The organism is Pantoea hericii (genome assembly GCF_014155795.1).
Lineage (GTDB): Bacteria > Pseudomonadota > Gammaproteobacteria > Enterobacterales > Enterobacteriaceae > Pantoea > Pantoea eucalypti.
The window spans coordinates 206,076-222,666 of record NZ_SCKV01000007.1; the positions used below are offsets into that span (position 1 = coordinate 206,076).

Genomic DNA, 16,591 nt, shown 5'->3' on the forward strand with positions numbered 1-16,591 from the left:
GTCTTCAGAAGTTATCAGGGCGGCATGAGCCGCCCGTTGGGTCTGACCGGACCGCTGCCCGGTCAGGGTCGGTCAATTACTGATAAAGCGCTTTACCAGAACTGTCTTTGATGTTGGCTTTCCAGGCGGCGCGAATCTGCTCGGTCACGCTCTCTGGCAGCGCAGCATAATCCAGCGCAGTGGCGGTTTTGCTGCCTTTCTTGTAAGCCCAGTCGAAGAACTTCAGTACTTCAGCGCCTTTGGTCGCATTCGCCTGGTCTTTATAGATCAGAATGAAGGTGGTTGAGGAGATTGGCCAGGCATCAGCGCCCTTCTGGAAGGTCAGATCCTGTGCGAACGATTTGCTCCAGTCTGCGCCTTTCGCGGCATTGCTGAAGCTGGTTTCGCTTGGTGCCACCGCTTTACCATCAGCATCCATCAGTTTGGTGTAGGTCAGGTTGTTCTGTTTAGCGTAGGCATATTCAACATAACCGATTGAACCCGGCAGACGCTGAACAAACGCGGCGACGCCGTCGTTGCCTTTACCGCCCAGACCCACTGGCCAGTTAACGGTGTTGCCTTTACCAATTTTGCTGTTCCAGTCCTGGTTCACTTTCGCCAGATAGCTGGTGAAGACGAATGAGGTGCCTGAACCATCAGCGCGACGCACCACGTTGATGTTGGTTTCCGGCAGTTTCACGCCCGGGTTAAGTTTGGCGATCGCCGGGTCGTTCCACTTTTTGATGGTGCCGAGATAGATATCGCCAACGGTCTTGCCATCCAGCGTCAGCTGGCCTGACTTGATACCGGGCAGGTTAACTGCCAGTACCACACCACCGATCACGGTAGGGAACTGGAACAGGCCATTTTTCTGCAGATCTTCATCTTTCATTGGCGCATCGGACGCACCGAAATCAACGGTTTTGGCGATGATCTGTTTAACGCCGCCAGATGAACCGATGCCCTGGTAGTTAATTTTGCTACCGGTGGCTTGCTGATATTCTGCTGCCCACTTGGCATAAACCGGCGCCGGGAACGTCCCGCCTGCGCCAGTGAGATCGGTGGCCGCAAAAGCAGATACCGCGCTTACGGCGAAGGTGGTGGCGAGGATTCGGGCTACGGTGCTACGCATCAGTGTCATGTTCCCTCCAGGGGAGAAAAGTCAGGCTTGGGGCCGTTTTAGTAAGAGTCTGTGATTGCTGCAGGAGGGAAAATAGGACAGTTTGATGACAGTGAAATGTACGAAATATGACAGTTATATGACAGAGAGCCGGAATGAAGTGGGCCCGCGACGGGGCCCACCAGGTTATTCCACGGTAACCGATTTTGCCAGGTTACGTGGCTGATCGACGTCGGTCCCTTTGATCAGGGCAACGTGATAGGAGAGTAACTGCAACGGCACGGTGTAGAAGATGGGGGCAATCACCTCTTCAACGTGCGGTAACGGAATAATCTTCATGCCGTCACTGTCGCTGAAGCCCGCATCCTGATCCGCAAACACATAGAGCAGGCCGCCGCGAGCGCGTACCTCTTCGATGTTGGATTTGAGCTTCTCCAGCAGTTCATTGTTAGGTGCCACCACGATCACCGGCATGTCCGCATCAATCAGCGCCAGCGGGCCATGCTTCAGCTCGCCTGCCGCGTAGGCTTCCGCATGAATGTAGGAGATCTCCTTGAGCTTCAGCGCCCCTTCCATGGCAATCGGGTATTGATCGCCACGTCCCAGGAACAGCGCGTGATGCTTGTCAGAGAAGCCTTCTGCCAGATTCTCAATCAGCTTATCCTGCGCCAGCATCTGCTCAATCCGGTTCGGCAATGCCTGCAGTGCATGAACGATCTCATGCTCAGTCTCGGCAGACATGCCTTTCAGACGGCCCAGTTTCGCCACCAGCATCAGCAGCACCGCTAACTGGGTAGTGAATGCTTTGGTGGAGGCGACGCCAATTTCGGTGCCCGCTTTGGTCATCAATGCCAGGTCAGATTCCCGCACCAGTGACGAACCGGCCACGTTACAGACCGCCAGCGAGCCCAGATAGCCCAGCTCTTTAGAGAGACGCAGCGCCGCCAGGGTATCTGCCGTTTCACCCGACTGCGACAGGGTGATCAGCAGGCTGTTTTTGCGCACTGCTGACTTGCGATAGCGGAACTCGGAGGCGATCTCCACATCGCAGGGCAGGTTAGCCAGCGACTCAAACCAGTAGCGTGATACCATGCCGGAGTTGTAGGAGGTGCCGCAGGCGATAATCTGGATATGCTCCACCTGGCTCAGCAGTGCTTCTGCGCCCGCGCCCAGCTCGCTGAGGTCAACCTGCCCCTGGCTGAACCGGCCACTGAGGGTGCTTTTCAGCGCCATCGGCTGTTCGTAGATCTCTTTCTGCATGTAGTGACGGTAAATACCTTTGTCACCGGCATCATATTGCAGGTTTGATTCGATCTCGGCACGCGTCACGGTGTTGCCTTCACGGTCAATAATCGTGACATCACGACGACTGATCTCGGCGATATCACCCTCTTCCAGATAGATGAACCGACGGGTCACCGGCAGCAGGGCCAGCTGATCCGAGGCGATAAAGTTTTCACCCATCCCCCGACCAATCACCAGTGGGCTGCCGGAACGGGCCGCCACCAGCAGTGACGGATCGCGACTGTCCATGATCACCATGCCATAGGCACCGCGCAGCTGCGGGATCACCCGCAACACCACTTCACGCAGCGAACCACCCTGCTTCTGCTCCCAGTGAACCAGATGCGCCACCACTTCGGTGTCGGTTTCAGAGGCAAAGACGTAGCCGCGCGCGATCAGCTCAGCGCGCAGCGGCTCATGGTTTTCAATGATGCCGTTGTGCACAATGATAATGTGCTCTGAGATGTGCGGATGCGCATTCGCTTCCGACGGCTCGCCATGGGTTGCCCAGCGCGTGTGCGCGATGCCGGTGCCACCAATCAGCGGTTGCTGTTCAGCGGCTTCTGCCAGCTTCTGCACTTTCCCTAAACGTCTCAGGCGCGTGACGTGCCCCTGACGATCGACCACGGCCAGACCGGCCGAATCATATCCGCGATATTCAAGACGACGCAGACCTTCCAGCAGAATTTCTGCGATATCGCGTTGTGCTACTGCACCAACAATTCCACACATAATGATGTTTTCCTGACTACATGGCTTTTCGCCACTTCTGTTGTCATGCGACCTGATATCCGGCTTTGCCGGTTCCCCGAGCCTTGTAGAGAGTGGGGATTATAGTTTTGGCACTGCACTGCATCGGCCCGCATAAAGCGGGCCGTTAAAAAATTTATTTTTTCTTCACCGGACGCTGCCAGTCAGCTTTGTGATTCTGCTCTTTGCGGTTGTAAACCAGACCAGCCTGAGGCACATCCCTCATAACGGTAGTACCTGCCGCGATGGTGGTGCCTGGCGCGACGTTGACCGGTGCCACCAGCTGCGTATCCGAGCCGACAAACACGTCATCGCCAATCACAGTTTTAAATTTATTCGCGCCATCGTAGTTACAGGTGATCGTGCCTGCACCGATATTCACGTTGTCGCCAATCTCTGCATCACCCAGGTAGGAGAGGTGACCCGCTTTCGAACCCTTACCCAGACGCGCTTTCTTCATTTCGACGAAGTTACCCACGTGGGCGGCCTGCGCCAGCTCGCTGCCAGGACGCAGACGGGCAAAAGGCCCAACGGTACAGGCGGTGGCGAGATTAGCATCCTCGATCACCGTATAGGGGCTGATTTCACAGTCATCGCCAATCACGCTGTTTTTGATAATGCAGCCCGCGCCAATTTTGACGCGCGAGCCCAGCGTGACCTGGCCTTCAATAATGACGTTGGTGTCGATTTCAACATCCCGTCCATGGGTCAGCGTTCCACGCAGATCAAAACGGGCCGGATCGCGCAGCATTACGCCGGCCAGCAGCAGTTTTTCCGCCTGTTCAGCCTGGTAAGTGCGTTCTAATGTCGCCAGCTGCAGCCGGTTATTGACACCATCCGTTTCACTGATGCGTGCCGGATGGACCGTGTTGATCACCCGGCCTTCCTGATGCGCCAGCGCGATAATATCGGTGATGTAATACTCACCCTGCGCATTGTTGTTGGTCAGCTGCGCCAGCCAGCGTTTTAAGTCGCCACCGTTGGCGATCAGAATGCCGGTGTTGATCTCTTTAATAGTGAGCTGCGCCGGGCTGGCATCTTTCTGTTCGATAATGCCAGTGATGGTGTCGTTTTCACGCACAATGCGGCCATAGCCGGTAGGGTCATCCAGTACCACGGTGAGTAAGCCGATGCCGCCCTGCGGTTTTGCTTCGCGAAGACGCTGCAATGTCGCCTGCGTGATCAGCGGCACGTCGCCATAGAGCATCATGATATCTTCATCATCTGCAAAAGCAGGGGCAGCCTGCTGCATGGCATGGCCGGTGCCGAGCTGCTCGGCCTGCAGCACCCAGTTAAGCGTGCTGTCAGTGAGGGTCGCTTTCAGGCGATCGCCGCCATGACCATAAACCAGATGCACATGCTGTGCGCCCAGCCCTTTGGCGGCATCAATGACGTGCTGAACCATCGGTTTGCCTGCCAGCGTATGCAGAACTTTAGGCAGATCGGAATACATACGGGTGCCCTTGCCAGCTGCAAGGATCACCACACTCATCGCACTGTTAGACATAACTATCCTGAGTGAATTTTTACGGGTGAAAGTAAAACGGTTTGAGGTTGAGATTACTACATTTTTCTCAGGCCGAAATTAGGCGGACAGGCAGATCGGGCGCTGCAGGCAAAAAAAATGCCAGCCCGAGGGCTGGCATTTCGTGACGCATAAAGCTGGATTACATCGCTTTTTTGGTCAGTTCGATCACGCGCAGTTTAGCAATGGCTTTCGCCAGCTCGGCAGAGGCCTGAGCATAGTCCACGTCACCATGGCTGCTGTTCATGTGCTCTTCTGCTTTGCGTTTTGCTTCCAGCGCGCGCGCTTCGTCCAGATCGGTACCGCGAATCGCGGTATCGGCCAGAACGGTGCTGCTGCCTGGTTGCACTTCCAGCACGCCGCCAGAGAGGTAGATATACTCCTCTTCGCCGTGCTGTTTCACGATACGGATCATTCCAGGCTTAATGGCAGTCAGCAGCGGCGCATGGCCAGGGAAAATCCCCAGTTCACCTTCGCTACCTGACACCTGAATCTTCTGTACCAGACCAGAGAACAACTGCTCCTCTGCGCTGACCACATCCAGGTGATAAGTCATAGCCATAATCTTCCTCCCGGGAAACCGTTATTACAGTTTCTTCGCTTTTTCCACGGCTTCTTCGATGGCGCCAACCATGTAGAAGGCCTGCTCTGGCAGGTGGTCAAACTCACCTTCCATGATGCCTTTAAAGCCACGGATAGTGTCTTTCAGCGTAACGTATTTACCCGGTGAACCGGTGAATACTTCCGCAACGAAGAACGGCTGAGACAGGAAGCGCTGAATCTTACGCGCACGTGCCACCAGCAGTTTGTCTTCTTCAGACAGCTCATCCATACCGAGGATGGCGATGATGTCTTTCAGTTCCTGATAACGCTGCAGCAGTGACTGAACGCCACGCGCAACATCATAGTGTTCCTGACCAACAACCAGCGGATCCAGCTGACGGCTGGTAGAGTCCAGTGGGTCAACGGCCGGGTAGATACCCAGAGATGCGATCTGACGGCTCAGCGTTACCGTTGAGTCTAAGTGCGCAAAGGTGGTTGCTGGTGACGGGTCAGTCAGGTCATCCGCAGGGACGTAAACGGCCTGTACGGAAGTGATTGAACCGGTCTTGGTGGAGGTAATACGCTCCTGCAACACACCCATCTCTTCTGCCAGCGTTGGCTGGTAACCTACCGCAGATGGCATACGACCCAGCAGTGCAGAGACTTCTGTACCGGCCAGGGTATAACGGTAGATGTTATCGATGAACAGCAGAACGTCGCGGCCTTCATCACGGAATTTTTCCGCCATGGTCAGACCGGTCAGGGCTACGCGCAGACGGTTACCCGGCGGCTCGTTCATCTGGCCATAGACCAGAGCAACTTTGTCGATAACGTTTGAGTCAGTCATTTCGTGGTAGAAGTCGTTACCCTCACGAGTACGCTCACCCACACCAGCAAACACTGAGTAACCTGAGTGTTCAGCTGCGATGTTACGGATCAGTTCCATCATGTTGACGGTTTTACCTACACCCGCACCACCGAACAGACCCACTTTACCGCCTTTGGCAAACGGACACATCAGGTCGATAACCTTGATGCCGGTTTCCAGCAGTTCCTGCGAGTTAGACTGATCTTCATAAGAAGGCGCTGCGCGGTGAATAGAGGCAATCTCTACTGCGCTGCCATCTTCTTCTTTCAGCTCGCCTTTCATATCGATTGGCTCGCCGAGAACGTTCATGATACGGCCCAGAGTCGCTTTACCGACCGGTACCTGAATCGGTTTCTGCAGGTCGTTGACGTTCAGACCACGCTTCAGGCCGTCAGACGTACCCATTGCGATGGTACGTACTACGCCGCCGCCCAGCTGCTGCTGTACTTCCAGCACCAGACGCACATCACCATTCATAACCTCGAGGGCGCTGTACACTTGCGGTACCGCGTCCTGAGGGAATTCGACGTCAACAACGGCGCCGATAATCTGGACAATCTTTCCAGTTGCCATCTTGAATCCTCTACCTAATTCCAAACCTGGTTAAACCGCGGAGGCCCCCGAGACGATCTCGGTAAGTTCCTGGGTGATGCTGGCCTGACGAGCTTTGTTGTAAACCAACTGCAGCTCTTTGATCAGATTTCCGCCGTTATCGGTTGCGGCTTTCATCGCTACCATACGTGCGGCCTGCTCACTGGCCAGATTTTCCACCACACCCTGATAAACCTGCGATTCGACATAACGACGCAGCAGGGTATCCAGCAGCGCTTTCGGATCGGGTTCGTACAGGTAATCCCAGGTCTTCGCCTTCATCTCTTCTTCACCTTCCGCTGGCGCTAACGGCAGCAGTTGGGTGATGGTCGGAGTCTGAGACATGGTGTTATTGAACTTGTTACTGACGATCATCAGTTTGTCGATGCGGCCTTCATCATACGCCTGCAACATCACTTTTACCGGGCCAATCAGATCAGACAGGGCAGGTTTATCGCCCATGCCGCTGACTTGCGCCACGATGTTGCCACCTACTGCACTGAAGAATGACGCCCCTTTTGAACCGATAATCGACAGATCGCTCTGCACGCCTTTATCGGACCAGGACTTCATATCCGCCAGTAATTTTTTGAACAGGTTAATGTTCAAACCACCACAAAGCCCGCGGTCTGTAGAAACGACCAGGTAGCCGACGCGCTTCACGTCGCGCTGTTCCAGGTAAGGGTGCTTGTATTCCAGATTACCCAACGCAAGGTGACCAATCACTTTGCGCATGGTGTCTGCATACGGACGGCTGGCCGCCATGCGTTCCTGCGTTTTACGCATCTTGGAGGCGGCGACCATTTCCATCGCTTTGGTGATCTTCTGCGTGTTTTTCACGCTTCCAATCTTGCTTCGTATCTCTTTTGCGCCGGCCATTAGCTTCTCCTCAAAGCCTTGCGGCCTGCCTTTTCAGACAAGCCGCCAGACATTACCAGGACTGGGTTGCTTTAAACGTATCGATCAGGCCTTTCAGCTTCGCTTCGATATCGTTGTTAAAGTTACCCGACTGGTTGATTTCAGCCATCAGCTCAGCGTGGTCGCGATCGGCGAAGGCCAGCAGCGCAGCTTCGAAGCTGCCAATTTTTGCCAGTTCAACGTCGTTCAGGTAGCCACGCTCTGCAGCGAACAGAACCAGACCCTGCTGCGCGACAGACATCGGCGCATACTGTTTCTGCTTCAGCAGCTCGGTCACTTTCTGACCATGGCTCAGCTGTTTGCGGGTTGCATCGTCCAGATCAGAGGCGAACTGCGAGAACGCCGCCAGTTCACGATACTGTGCCAGCGCGGTACGGATACCACCGGACAGTTTCTTGATGATCTTGGTCTGTGCAGCACCACCTACGCGGGATACCGAAATACCTGGGTTAACAGCCGGACGAATACCGGAGTTGAACAGGTTCGATTCCAGGAAGATCTGACCATCAGTAATCGAGATTACGTTGGTCGGAACGAACGCAGAAACGTCGCCCGCCTGGGTTTCGATGATCGGCAGCGCGGTCAGTGAACCGGTTTTACCTGTCACTGCGCCATTGGTGAAACGCTCAACATAATCAGCGCTTACGCGTGATGCACGTTCCAGCAGACGAGAGTGGAGATAGAACACGTCGCCAGGGAATGCTTCACGGCCTGGTGGACGGCGCAGCAGCAGAGAGATTTGACGGTAAGCGATAGCCTGCTTGGAGAGGTCATCGTATACGATCAGCGCATCTTCACCACGGTCACGGAAGTATTCGCCCATCGCACAACCTGCGTACGGAGAGAGATACTGCAGTGCAGCAGATTCAGAAGCAGACGCCACAACAACGATGGTGTTCTGCAGTGCGCCATGCTCTTCCAGCTTACGAACCACGTTAGAGATGGTTGAGGCTTTCTGACCAATCGCAACGTAGACACACTTGATGCCTGAGTCACGCTGGTTGATGATCGCATCGATCGCCATCGCGGTTTTACCGGTCTGACGGTCACCGATGATCAGCTCACGCTGACCACGGCCGATTGGAATCATCGCATCGACCGACTTATAACCGGTCTGAACCGGCTGGTCGACTGACTGACGATCGATAACGCCAGGTGCAATCACTTCGACCGGTGAGAAACCGTCGTTGTCGATTGCGCCTTTACCGTCGATAGGTGCACCCAGGGTGTTCACGACGCGGCCCAGCAGGCCACGGCCTACCGGTACTTCAAGAATACGGCCAGTACACTTAACCTTCATGCCTTCGGCGAGGTCAGCGTACGGACCCATCACCACTGCACCAACCGAGTCACGCTCGAGGTTCAGGGCGATAGCGTAACGGTTACCCGGCAGGGCAATCATCTCACCCTGCATGACATCGGCCAGGCCGTGTACGCGGATGATACCGTCACTTACAGAAACAATCGTACCTTCGTTGTGAGCTTCACTCACGACATTGAACTGAGCAATGCGCTGCTTGATCAGTTCGCTGATTTCGGTGGAATTCAGTTGCATATGCTCCAGTCCCCTTAAGACTGCAAGACGTCAGCCAGACGGTCAAGACGGCCGCGTACGCTGCCATCAATAACCAGATCACCCGAACGGATGATCACGCCTGCCATCACAGACTTATCAATTTTGCAATTCAGCTTAACTTTGCGTGACAGACGTTTTTCCATCGCGGCGCTGATTTTATTCAGCTGGTCGTCACTCAGCGTACTGGCGGAAATAACATCGACTTCAGCGGTGGCTTCATGAGCGTCACGCAGTTCGATATACTGAGCCAGTACAGCCGGAAGCGCTGTCAAACGTCCGTTTTCCGCCATCACCTTAATCAGGTTCTGTGCGGGTTCATCCAGTTGATCACCACAGACTGCGTTAAACGACGCTGCCAGCGCTTCAGGGGCTAATGCACCTGAGAGAAGATCAGCCATCTGTTCATTGCGAGCCACTTCTGCGGCAAACGCCAGCATCTGTTGCCAGCGTTCTATACTTTGATGCTCAACAGCAAAGTCAAAAGCTGCTTTGGCGTAGGGGCGAGCTACAGTAATCAGATCAGACATCAGCCCCTCCCTCCTTACAGTTCAGCGACCAGTTTATCAACGATGTCGCTGTTAGCAGCTTCATCCACGGAGCGTTCGATGATCTTCTCGGCGCCAGCCATAGCCAGCAACGCAACCTGCTTACGCAGTTCTTCACGTGCACGTTTACGCTCGGCGTCAATTTCAGCCTGCGCTTGTGTCACGATGCGATTACGTTCGTTTTCAGCTTCGGTTTTGGCTTCATCCAGAATCTGCGCGCGACGCTTGTTCGCTTGCTCGATAATGACCTGAGCGTCTTCTTTGGCTTTTTTCAGCTGGTCGGTCGCATTAGCCTGCGCGAGATCCAAATCTTTCTTGGCACGTTCAGCAGAAGCAAGGCCTTCAGCAATTTCTTTCTGGCGCTTTTCGATAGCAGCCATCAGCGGCGGCCATACGTACTTCATGCAGAACGCGACAAACAGGATGAACGCGATAGCCTGGCCGAGGATTGTTGCATTAATGTTCACAGCACAATGCCTCTAGATTGAGTATTTAACTTTTCTGCCGTTATCAACGTGATAAGCGGCAGAATCCGTTCACCCTTGCACATTGTGCGCTGAGTGAACACAGGGCTTTAGGCGACAGCAAACATCACGTACAGACCCAGACCAACAGCGATCATCGGGATTGCATCCACCAGACCCATTACAACAAAGAACTGCGTACGCAGCAGAGGAATCAGGTCAGGCTGACGAGCAGCGCCTTCCAGGAATTTTCCTCCGAGGATGCCGATACCGATCGCAGCACCGATTGCCGCCAGGCCCATCATCACAGCGGCAGCCATGTACAGCAGATCCATATTCAGGTTTTCCATGACAGTCTCCAGTTTGTTTCAGTTAAATGCTCCCTTAATCTTCCGGGCCTCAGCGTTGTGCGCTGCCACCCGGAATCAAGCGGGAAAGTAGTGTTGAGAAAAAAATCAATGCTCTTCAGATGCCATCGACAGATAGACGATCGTGAGGACCATGAAAATGAAAGCCTGTAGCGAAATGATCAGGATGTGGAAAATGGCCCACGGCACATTCAGCACCCACTGCGACCACCACGGCAACAGACCGGCAATAAGGATAAAGATCAGTTCACCCGCATACATGTTACCGAACAGTCGTAAACCCAGTGATACAGGCTTAGACAGAAGGCTCACACCTTCCAGAATCAGGTTGATCGGGATGAAGATCGGGTGGTTAAAAGGCTGCAGCGTCAGCTCTTTCGTGAAGCCGCCAATGCCTTTCATTTTGATGCTGTAGAACAGAATCAAAATAAATACGCCCAACGCCATAGATAGCGTGATGTTCACGTCTGCAGACGGTACGACGCGCAGCGCCGGTAACCCCAACACATGCTCACCAATATATGGCAGCAGGTCGATTGGCAGCAGATCCATGAAGTTCATCAGGAAGACCCAGACAAAAATTGTCAGAGCCAGCGGGGCGATAAGTTTGCTCTTACCGTGATACATGTCGCGCACGTTACTATCAACGAAACCGACAACCAGTTCGATAGCCGCCTGCATTTTCCCTGGCACACCGCTGGTGGCAGACTTCGCCACGCTACGGAACAACACCAGGAAGATGATTCCCAGCACCATAGAGAAAAACATGGAATCGATATTTAATACCCAGAACGTCGCGGGAGCGTCGTGCGGATTCACTAACTCGAAGTTACGCAGGTCCAACTGAAGATGTGTCAGGTGGTGACCAATGTACTCTTGCGGAGTAGAGATTTCTCCTGCAGCCATGATGCCTCTTACCCTTTGTTGTTAATTACCGCCGGTGCCAGAATATGTACCACCAGCACCGATAACCAGGTTATTCCGACCGGCCAGAAAACCGCGCCGAACAGACCCAACGCCACAATGAGCAAAATGATGGTCGCAAACACTTTAGCTATTTCACCTAAAGCGAAGCTCCACGCGACTCGCCCCGAAGTGGGGGATTGCCCCTGCAGGCGCCAGGCTAAAAACAAAAACATTACGTTTGGCAGCCAGGCTGCCGCTCCACCCGCAAGAGCAGAGACACCCCAGGTGACATCTTTAACAGTAAAGAGTGCGCCGATGATGACTATCGTCACCAGCTGAATCATCAGCACCGTTCGGGCGAATTTTAAACTGTAAAGAGACACTGACATGACGCTGATACTCTCCTGCCCCGTTAGGGGTATGTCGCGTGTCGTATAAGACTGCCTTTGCGCAGTTGAGTCAAGCAGCAAAAGCCGTGCAAATTATACGGGCCGCACCTGCGATTTCAATCGGTAAGTAGCGAAAAGGTGAACAATTATTTAAATTTCTTTCCGGAGGGCTATTTTTCCAAAGATTACCCTGCGGAGATTCGCACTAATCTGACTGAAATTTCACGCGCAACTTGCTTTTAAAGCGTGCTTTAGATCACATAATAAGCACTCACACTACACTGAGTTTTATCTTCAACCTATTTAAGAACAATCTGTAAAAAAGATTAAGCCTTAAAAATCATTGACTTGAAATTATAAAATTGCGTGTGCAAGTCTATTTTCATCAAAAACACGCTATTGACATCGAAGTATGCTTAAGAAACGTGAAATTGATATTACGCACGCAAAGTTATTACCGCGATATATTTTCTGGCGTGACTACTTTTATTCCGCGGCCCACCTATACAAGTGATATTTCTGATAATTAAATGTGAACCAATCGTTAAATGTAACAGAGCTTTTCGGATAATTTCCGTCGCTGTTTTTAACCTTCATTCCGCCAGGGCTTAAACAAAATCTTTTATCGATAGCGCATTATCTGCACTTTTTTCATCAGAACCCTGATAAAAGCCCCTGCTAACTGAAGGGCTACTGATGACGAATGATGACCAGATGACGGTCACCTTCCAGCTGCGGCACCTGCAGCTTAATGACGTCATCAGAAACATAGCCAGCCGGTAATTCCGCAATTTCATCGTCCGGACGCACGCCTTTAAGCGCGAAGAAGCGCCCTTCCCTTCCTGGCAGGTGATGACACCAGTTCACCATATCGGTCAGTGACGCAAATGCACGGCTGATAACGCCATCAAAAGGCGGCTCAGCCGGGAACGCTTCAACCCGACTCTGGACCGGAGTAATGTTAGTGAGTCCTAACTCATGCTGAACCTGACGCAGAAAGCGCACCCGTTTGCCCAGACTGTCGAGCAGCGTAAAGTGCGCATCAGGCATTACGATAGCCAGCGGAATACCCGGCAGTCCGGGACCGGTTCCCACATCAATAAAACGTGAGCCTTTCAGATGCGGTGCCACCACGATGCTATCGAGGATATGACGGACCAGCATCTGCTCAGGATCGCGCACAGATGTCAGATTGTAGGCTTTGTTCCACTTATCCAGCAGGCCGACATAGGCAACCAGCTGCTGTTTTTGTTGATCGGAGAGGGAAATACTGGCTGCCTTTAGCAGCGATGTGAGTGTGTTGATCACAACATAATTCCATTCAGCGGGGGCGTGTCGCCACGCCCCGTTTCAGATCAGGCGCTTTTACGCAGCAGACCCTGTTTTTTCAGATAAATAAGCAGAATTGAGATCGCCGCCGGTGTTATGCCGGAGATACGTGTCGCCTGACCAATTGACACGGGTTTGTGATCGTTCAGTTTGGCGATCACCTCATTCGACAGCCCGTTCACATGGCGGTAGTCGAGCTCCACTGGCAACAGTGTGTTCTCATTACGCAGCTGGCGATCAATCTCTTCCTGCTGACGCGCAATATAACCTTCATATTTGACCTGAATCTCAACCTGCTCAGCGGCCTGCTCATCAGCCAGAGCCGGACCAAAGGCATCCAGTGTCATCAGCTTCAGATAGGTGAGCTCAGGACGGCGCAGCAGATCTTCACCGCTGGCTTCTTTGGTCAGCGACGCGCTGAGAACCGTGTTCACTTCGGTCACGTGCTCAGACTTTGGATGAACCCAGATATCCCGCAGACGCTGACGCTCCTGTTCAATCGCTTCCAGCTTCTCGTTGAAACGCGCCCAGCGCGCATCATCCACCAGACCCAGTTCACGGCCGGTTTCGGTCAGACGCAGATCGGCGTTGTCTTCGCGCAGCATCAGACGGTATTCAGCACGGGAGGTAAACATCCGGTACGGCTCTTTAGTGCCAAGCGTGCAGAGATCGTCAACCAGTACGCCCAGATAAGCCTGATCGCGACGCGGTGCCCAGCCCTCTTTGTCAGCAGACTGACGAGCCGCGTTCAGACCCGCCAGCATCCCCTGCGCTGCCGCTTCTTCGTAACCGGTCGTGCCGTTGATCTGTCCGGCAAAGAACAGGCCATGAATAAACTTGCTCTCCAGCGTCGGTTTTAGATCGCGCGGATCGAAGAAGTCATACTCAATGGCATACCCCGGACGCACGATCTTTGCATTCTCCATGCCCTGCATCGATCGGACGATCTGAATTTGTACATCAAACGGCAGACTGGTTGAGATACCGTTCGGGTAGATCTCATTACTGGTCAGCCCTTCCGGCTCCAGGAAGATCTGATGCGAGTTACGATCGGCAAAACGCATAACTTTGTCTTCGATCGACGGGCAGTAGCGTGGGCCGATTCCCTCGATGATCCCGGCATACATCGGGCTGCGATCCAGGTTATTGCGGATCACTTCATGGGTTTTCTCATTGGTGTGCGTGATCCAGCAAGGCACCTGCTGTGGATGCTGAGACGCATTGCCCATGAACGAGAACACCGGCATGGGGTCATCGCCATGCTGCGGGCTAAGCACTGAAAAATCGATGGTGCGCGCATCGATACGCGGTGGCGTACCGGTCTTGAGGCGGTTTACCCGCAGCGGCAGCGCACGCAGTCGTTTTGCCAGCGGAATGGACGGGGGATCGCCAGCGCGACCGCCACTGTAATTGTCCAGACCGATATGAATTTTGCCATCAAGGAAAGTACCGACGGTGAGGACCACCGTTTTGGCACGGAACTTCAGTCCCATTTGCGTGACGGCACCGACCACACGATCGTTTTCCACGATGAGATCGTCAACCGCCTGCTGGAAGATCATCAGATTAGGCTGGTTCTCCAGTGCCGTTCGCACCGCCTGCCGATAGAGCACGCGGTCAGCCTGAGCACGGGTCGCCCGTACCGCCGGGCCTTTGCTGGCGTTTAGTATCCTAAACTGGATACCGGCCTGGTCAATTGCGCTGGCCATCAGACCACCCAGGGCATCCACTTCCTTCACCAGATGTCCTTTGCCAATACCACCAATCGCCGGGTTACAGGACATTTGTCCAAGCGTATCAATGTTATGGGTGAGTAACAGGGTTTGCTGACCCATTCGGGCTGCCGCCATTGCGGCTTCGGTGCCCGCATGACCACCACCAATTACGATGACGTCAAAAGGATCCTGATAAAACATGAAGTGGTACCTCGGTTGATGAACTTGCAGGATCGTCGTCCTGGGGCGTGGATTCTACTCAAATTCCGTCTGGGGTGAAAGCCGCGGGATCGTCCGGTTTTAAAAGAAAGGATCTTAGATCTGTATATGATCTTTCTGTTAGATCTCTTATTAGGATCCCGCTTTTCTGTGGATATGTGTCAGAAGCACCTCAGAAACAACAGGATAGAGAGGATCACTACCTGTGAGTGATCGGTGATCCTGATCCGTATAAGCTGGGATCAAAATGGACTGTTATCCACAGCTCAAAAATCGTTCTCCCGTTGTTATCTGGATAACTACCGGTTATACGCAACAAAACAGGGTAGTTATCCACAAAATAAAAGGAGGAAAAAGGATAAAATCAGCATCTTCCACTGGGGATCGTGACTATTTCGCGATCCCCAGCCCCCTTCAGATCTCGTTTTTCCAGCTTTCCAGCCAGGCTTCTGCGGGATCTTCAGGAATCTCATGCTCCAGCACGTCGATCTCAAGGCGATCGCCGATCTGACGGGCACCCTGAGCAATTAACAGCGCTGTAATCTGGCGGATCGCGCCACAAAAGAGATCATATTCATGATTGCCGAGTCCGACAGCACCAAACCGCACCTGCGAGAGATCGGGTTTGCTTTCCGTGATGGCCTCGAACAGGGGCAGAAGGTTGTCAGGAATATCACCAGCACCGTGGGTTGAGCAGACCACCAGCCAGATACCCTCGTGCGGCACCTCATCCAGCGCCGGACCATGCAGCATCTGGGTTGAGAAGCCCGCTTCCTGTAATTTTTCTTCGAGATGTTCAGCCACATACTCTGCGCTACCCAGAGTACTGCCACTGATTAAGGTAATATCGGCCATCTTGCTCTCCCGGACATTAAGGCGAGCATTGTACGCTGTGATCAAGCGGTGATCCACCTGTGGACAACAGGGTTAATAGATCAGAAGAAGCGAATGCAGCTGTTGTCAGCCGCCACATTCGTCAGGGATAAGATTATGCACAAGGAAAAGAGGATCAGGGCTTGATGGTGCGCATGATCGGGTTTTGCAGGGAGATCAGCGTTTCTGTGGACTGAATTTCATCGATGGTCTGGATCTTATTGATCAGGACCTGCTGCAGGGCGTCAATTGAGCGGCACATCACTTTAATAAAAATGCTGTAGTGGCCGGTGGTGTACCAGGCTTCAACCACTTCATCCAGCGCATCCAGCTTGCTCAGCGCCGCCGGATAGTCACGCGCGCTCTTAAGGATAATGCCAATAAAGCAGCAGACATCAAACCCCAGCTGGCGCGGATCGATATCAACCCGTGTTCCCAGGATGATGCCCGCCTGCTTCATTTTTTCCACGCGCACATGAATGGTGCCCGGGCTGACATTAAACTGTTTTGCCAGCTCGGCGTAAGCGGTGCGCGCATTATCCAGCAGGGCATTCAGAATGCCGCGATCCAGGTTATCGAGCTGCAGATGTTCGGCCATGGCCATCCTCGTTATGGGTCTGCTTAAGTAA

General features: G+C 53.4%; 16 protein-coding genes. All 16 read right to left on the reverse strand.

The annotated features are described in order from the left end of the window. Positions 1-76: 76 nt before the first annotated feature. Positions 77-1,120: a phosphate ABC transporter substrate-binding protein PstS gene (gene pstS, locus H7K52_RS16365; RefSeq protein WP_182630228.1), complete on the reverse strand. Its 1,044-nt coding sequence runs from the start codon at positions 1,118-1,120 to the stop codon at positions 77-79. A 165-nt stretch (positions 1,121-1,285) separates the two neighbouring features. Continuing rightward, complete coding sequence (gene glmS / locus H7K52_RS16370) at positions 1,286-3,115, reverse strand: glutamine--fructose-6-phosphate transaminase (isomerizing) (RefSeq protein WP_039658675.1); 1,830 nt, start codon at positions 3,113-3,115, stop codon at positions 1,286-1,288. Positions 3,116-3,269: 154 nt separating this feature from the next. Next, positions 3,270-4,640: a bifunctional UDP-N-acetylglucosamine diphosphorylase/glucosamine-1-phosphate N-acetyltransferase GlmU gene (gene glmU / locus H7K52_RS16375; RefSeq protein ID WP_182630229.1), complete on the reverse strand. Its 1,371-nt coding sequence runs from the start codon at positions 4,638-4,640 to the stop codon at positions 3,270-3,272. 160 nt (positions 4,641-4,800) lie between these two features. Continuing rightward, a complete protein-coding gene (locus H7K52_RS16380) occupies positions 4,801-5,220 on the reverse strand; it encodes a F0F1 ATP synthase subunit epsilon (RefSeq protein ID WP_008926374.1) in 420 nt (139 codons plus the stop codon). Between the two features lie 24 nt (positions 5,221-5,244). After that, a complete protein-coding gene (gene atpD, locus H7K52_RS16385) occupies positions 5,245-6,642 on the reverse strand; it encodes a F0F1 ATP synthase subunit beta (protein WP_182630230.1) in 1,398 nt (465 codons plus the stop codon). 30 nt (positions 6,643-6,672) lie between these two features. After that, positions 6,673-7,539, reverse strand: coding sequence for a F0F1 ATP synthase subunit gamma (atpG, locus tag H7K52_RS16390; RefSeq protein WP_003849534.1), 867 nt, complete (start codon positions 7,537-7,539; stop codon positions 6,673-6,675). A 52-nt stretch (positions 7,540-7,591) separates the two neighbouring features. Then, on the reverse strand, positions 7,592-9,133 hold the full coding sequence (atpA, locus tag H7K52_RS16395; protein WP_003849532.1) for a F0F1 ATP synthase subunit alpha: 1,542 nt from the start codon (positions 9,131-9,133) through the stop codon (positions 7,592-7,594). A 14-nt stretch (positions 9,134-9,147) separates the two neighbouring features. Continuing rightward, positions 9,148-9,681 (reverse strand): F0F1 ATP synthase subunit delta, encoded by a 534-nt coding sequence (gene atpH / locus H7K52_RS16400; protein WP_003849530.1) that lies wholly within the window; start codon positions 9,679-9,681, stop codon positions 9,148-9,150. 14 nt (positions 9,682-9,695) lie between these two features. Continuing rightward, positions 9,696-10,166 carry a F0F1 ATP synthase subunit B gene (gene atpF / locus H7K52_RS16405; protein ID WP_003849528.1) on the reverse strand — a complete coding sequence of 157 codons (471 nt, stop codon included), beginning with the start codon at positions 10,164-10,166 and terminating at the stop codon, positions 9,696-9,698. A gap of 107 nt (positions 10,167-10,273) precedes the next feature. After that, a complete protein-coding gene (gene atpE / locus H7K52_RS16410; RefSeq protein WP_003849523.1) occupies positions 10,274-10,513 on the reverse strand; it encodes a F0F1 ATP synthase subunit C in 240 nt (79 codons plus the stop codon). Between the two features lie 105 nt (positions 10,514-10,618). Further along, positions 10,619-11,437, reverse strand: a complete 819-nt coding sequence (gene atpB, locus H7K52_RS16415; RefSeq protein ID WP_182630231.1) for a F0F1 ATP synthase subunit A — start codon at positions 11,435-11,437, stop codon at positions 10,619-10,621. An 8-nt stretch (positions 11,438-11,445) separates the two neighbouring features. After that, positions 11,446-11,826, reverse strand: coding sequence for a F0F1 ATP synthase subunit I (gene atpI, locus H7K52_RS16420; RefSeq protein WP_003849503.1), 381 nt, complete (start codon positions 11,824-11,826; stop codon positions 11,446-11,448). Between the two features lie 690 nt (positions 11,827-12,516). Continuing rightward, positions 12,517-13,134 carry a 16S rRNA (guanine(527)-N(7))-methyltransferase RsmG gene (gene rsmG / locus H7K52_RS16425; RefSeq protein WP_003849501.1) on the reverse strand — a complete coding sequence of 206 codons (618 nt, stop codon included), beginning with the start codon at positions 13,132-13,134 and terminating at the stop codon, positions 12,517-12,519. A gap of 47 nt (positions 13,135-13,181) precedes the next feature. After that, positions 13,182-15,071: a tRNA uridine-5-carboxymethylaminomethyl(34) synthesis enzyme MnmG gene (gene mnmG, locus H7K52_RS16430; RefSeq protein WP_182630232.1), complete on the reverse strand. Its 1,890-nt coding sequence runs from the start codon at positions 15,069-15,071 to the stop codon at positions 13,182-13,184. A 432-nt stretch (positions 15,072-15,503) separates the two neighbouring features. After that, positions 15,504-15,944, reverse strand: a complete 441-nt coding sequence (gene mioC / locus H7K52_RS16435; RefSeq protein WP_008926372.1) for an FMN-binding protein MioC — start codon at positions 15,942-15,944, stop codon at positions 15,504-15,506. Between the two features lie 154 nt (positions 15,945-16,098). After that, positions 16,099-16,560, reverse strand: a complete 462-nt coding sequence (gene asnC / locus H7K52_RS16440; RefSeq protein WP_003849496.1) for a transcriptional regulator AsnC — start codon at positions 16,558-16,560, stop codon at positions 16,099-16,101. Positions 16,561-16,591: the final 31 nt, after the last annotated feature.

Excerpts from the sequence above, each read along its gene's own strand:
- H7K52_RS16380 (WP_008926374.1), bottom strand. The coding sequence starts at position 5,220 with ATGGCTATGACTTATCACCTGGATGTGGTCAGCGCAGAGGAGCAGTTG.
- mioC (WP_008926372.1), bottom strand. The coding sequence starts at position 15,944 with ATGGCCGATATTACCTTAATCAGTGGCAGTACTCTGGGTAGCGCAGAG.
- atpH (WP_003849530.1), bottom strand. The coding sequence starts at position 9,681 with ATGTCTGATCTGATTACTGTAGCTCGCCCCTACGCCAAAGCAGCTTTT.
- atpB (WP_182630231.1), bottom strand. The coding sequence starts at position 11,437 with ATGGCTGCAGGAGAAATCTCTACTCCGCAAGAGTACATTGGTCACCAC.
- atpG (WP_003849534.1), bottom strand. The coding sequence starts at position 7,539 with ATGGCCGGCGCAAAAGAGATACGAAGCAAGATTGGAAGCGTGAAAAAC.
- glmU (WP_182630229.1), bottom strand. The coding sequence starts at position 4,640 with ATGTCTAACAGTGCGATGAGTGTGGTGATCCTTGCAGCTGGCAAGGGC.
- atpA (WP_003849532.1), bottom strand. The coding sequence starts at position 9,133 with ATGCAACTGAATTCCACCGAAATCAGCGAACTGATCAAGCAGCGCATT.
- atpD (WP_182630230.1), bottom strand. The coding sequence starts at position 6,642 with ATGGCAACTGGAAAGATTGTCCAGATTATCGGCGCCGTTGTTGACGTC.
- asnC (WP_003849496.1), bottom strand. The coding sequence starts at position 16,560 with ATGGCCGAACATCTGCAGCTCGATAACCTGGATCGCGGCATTCTGAAT.
- atpE (WP_003849523.1), bottom strand. The coding sequence starts at position 10,513 with ATGGAAAACCTGAATATGGATCTGCTGTACATGGCTGCCGCTGTGATG.
- atpI (WP_003849503.1), bottom strand. The coding sequence starts at position 11,826 with ATGTCAGTGTCTCTTTACAGTTTAAAATTCGCCCGAACGGTGCTGATG.
- glmS (WP_039658675.1), bottom strand. The coding sequence starts at position 3,115 with ATGTGTGGAATTGTTGGTGCAGTAGCACAACGCGATATCGCAGAAATT.
- pstS (WP_182630228.1), bottom strand. The coding sequence starts at position 1,120 with ATGACACTGATGCGTAGCACCGTAGCCCGAATCCTCGCCACCACCTTC.
- mnmG (WP_182630232.1), bottom strand. The coding sequence starts at position 15,071 with ATGTTTTATCAGGATCCTTTTGACGTCATCGTAATTGGTGGTGGTCAT.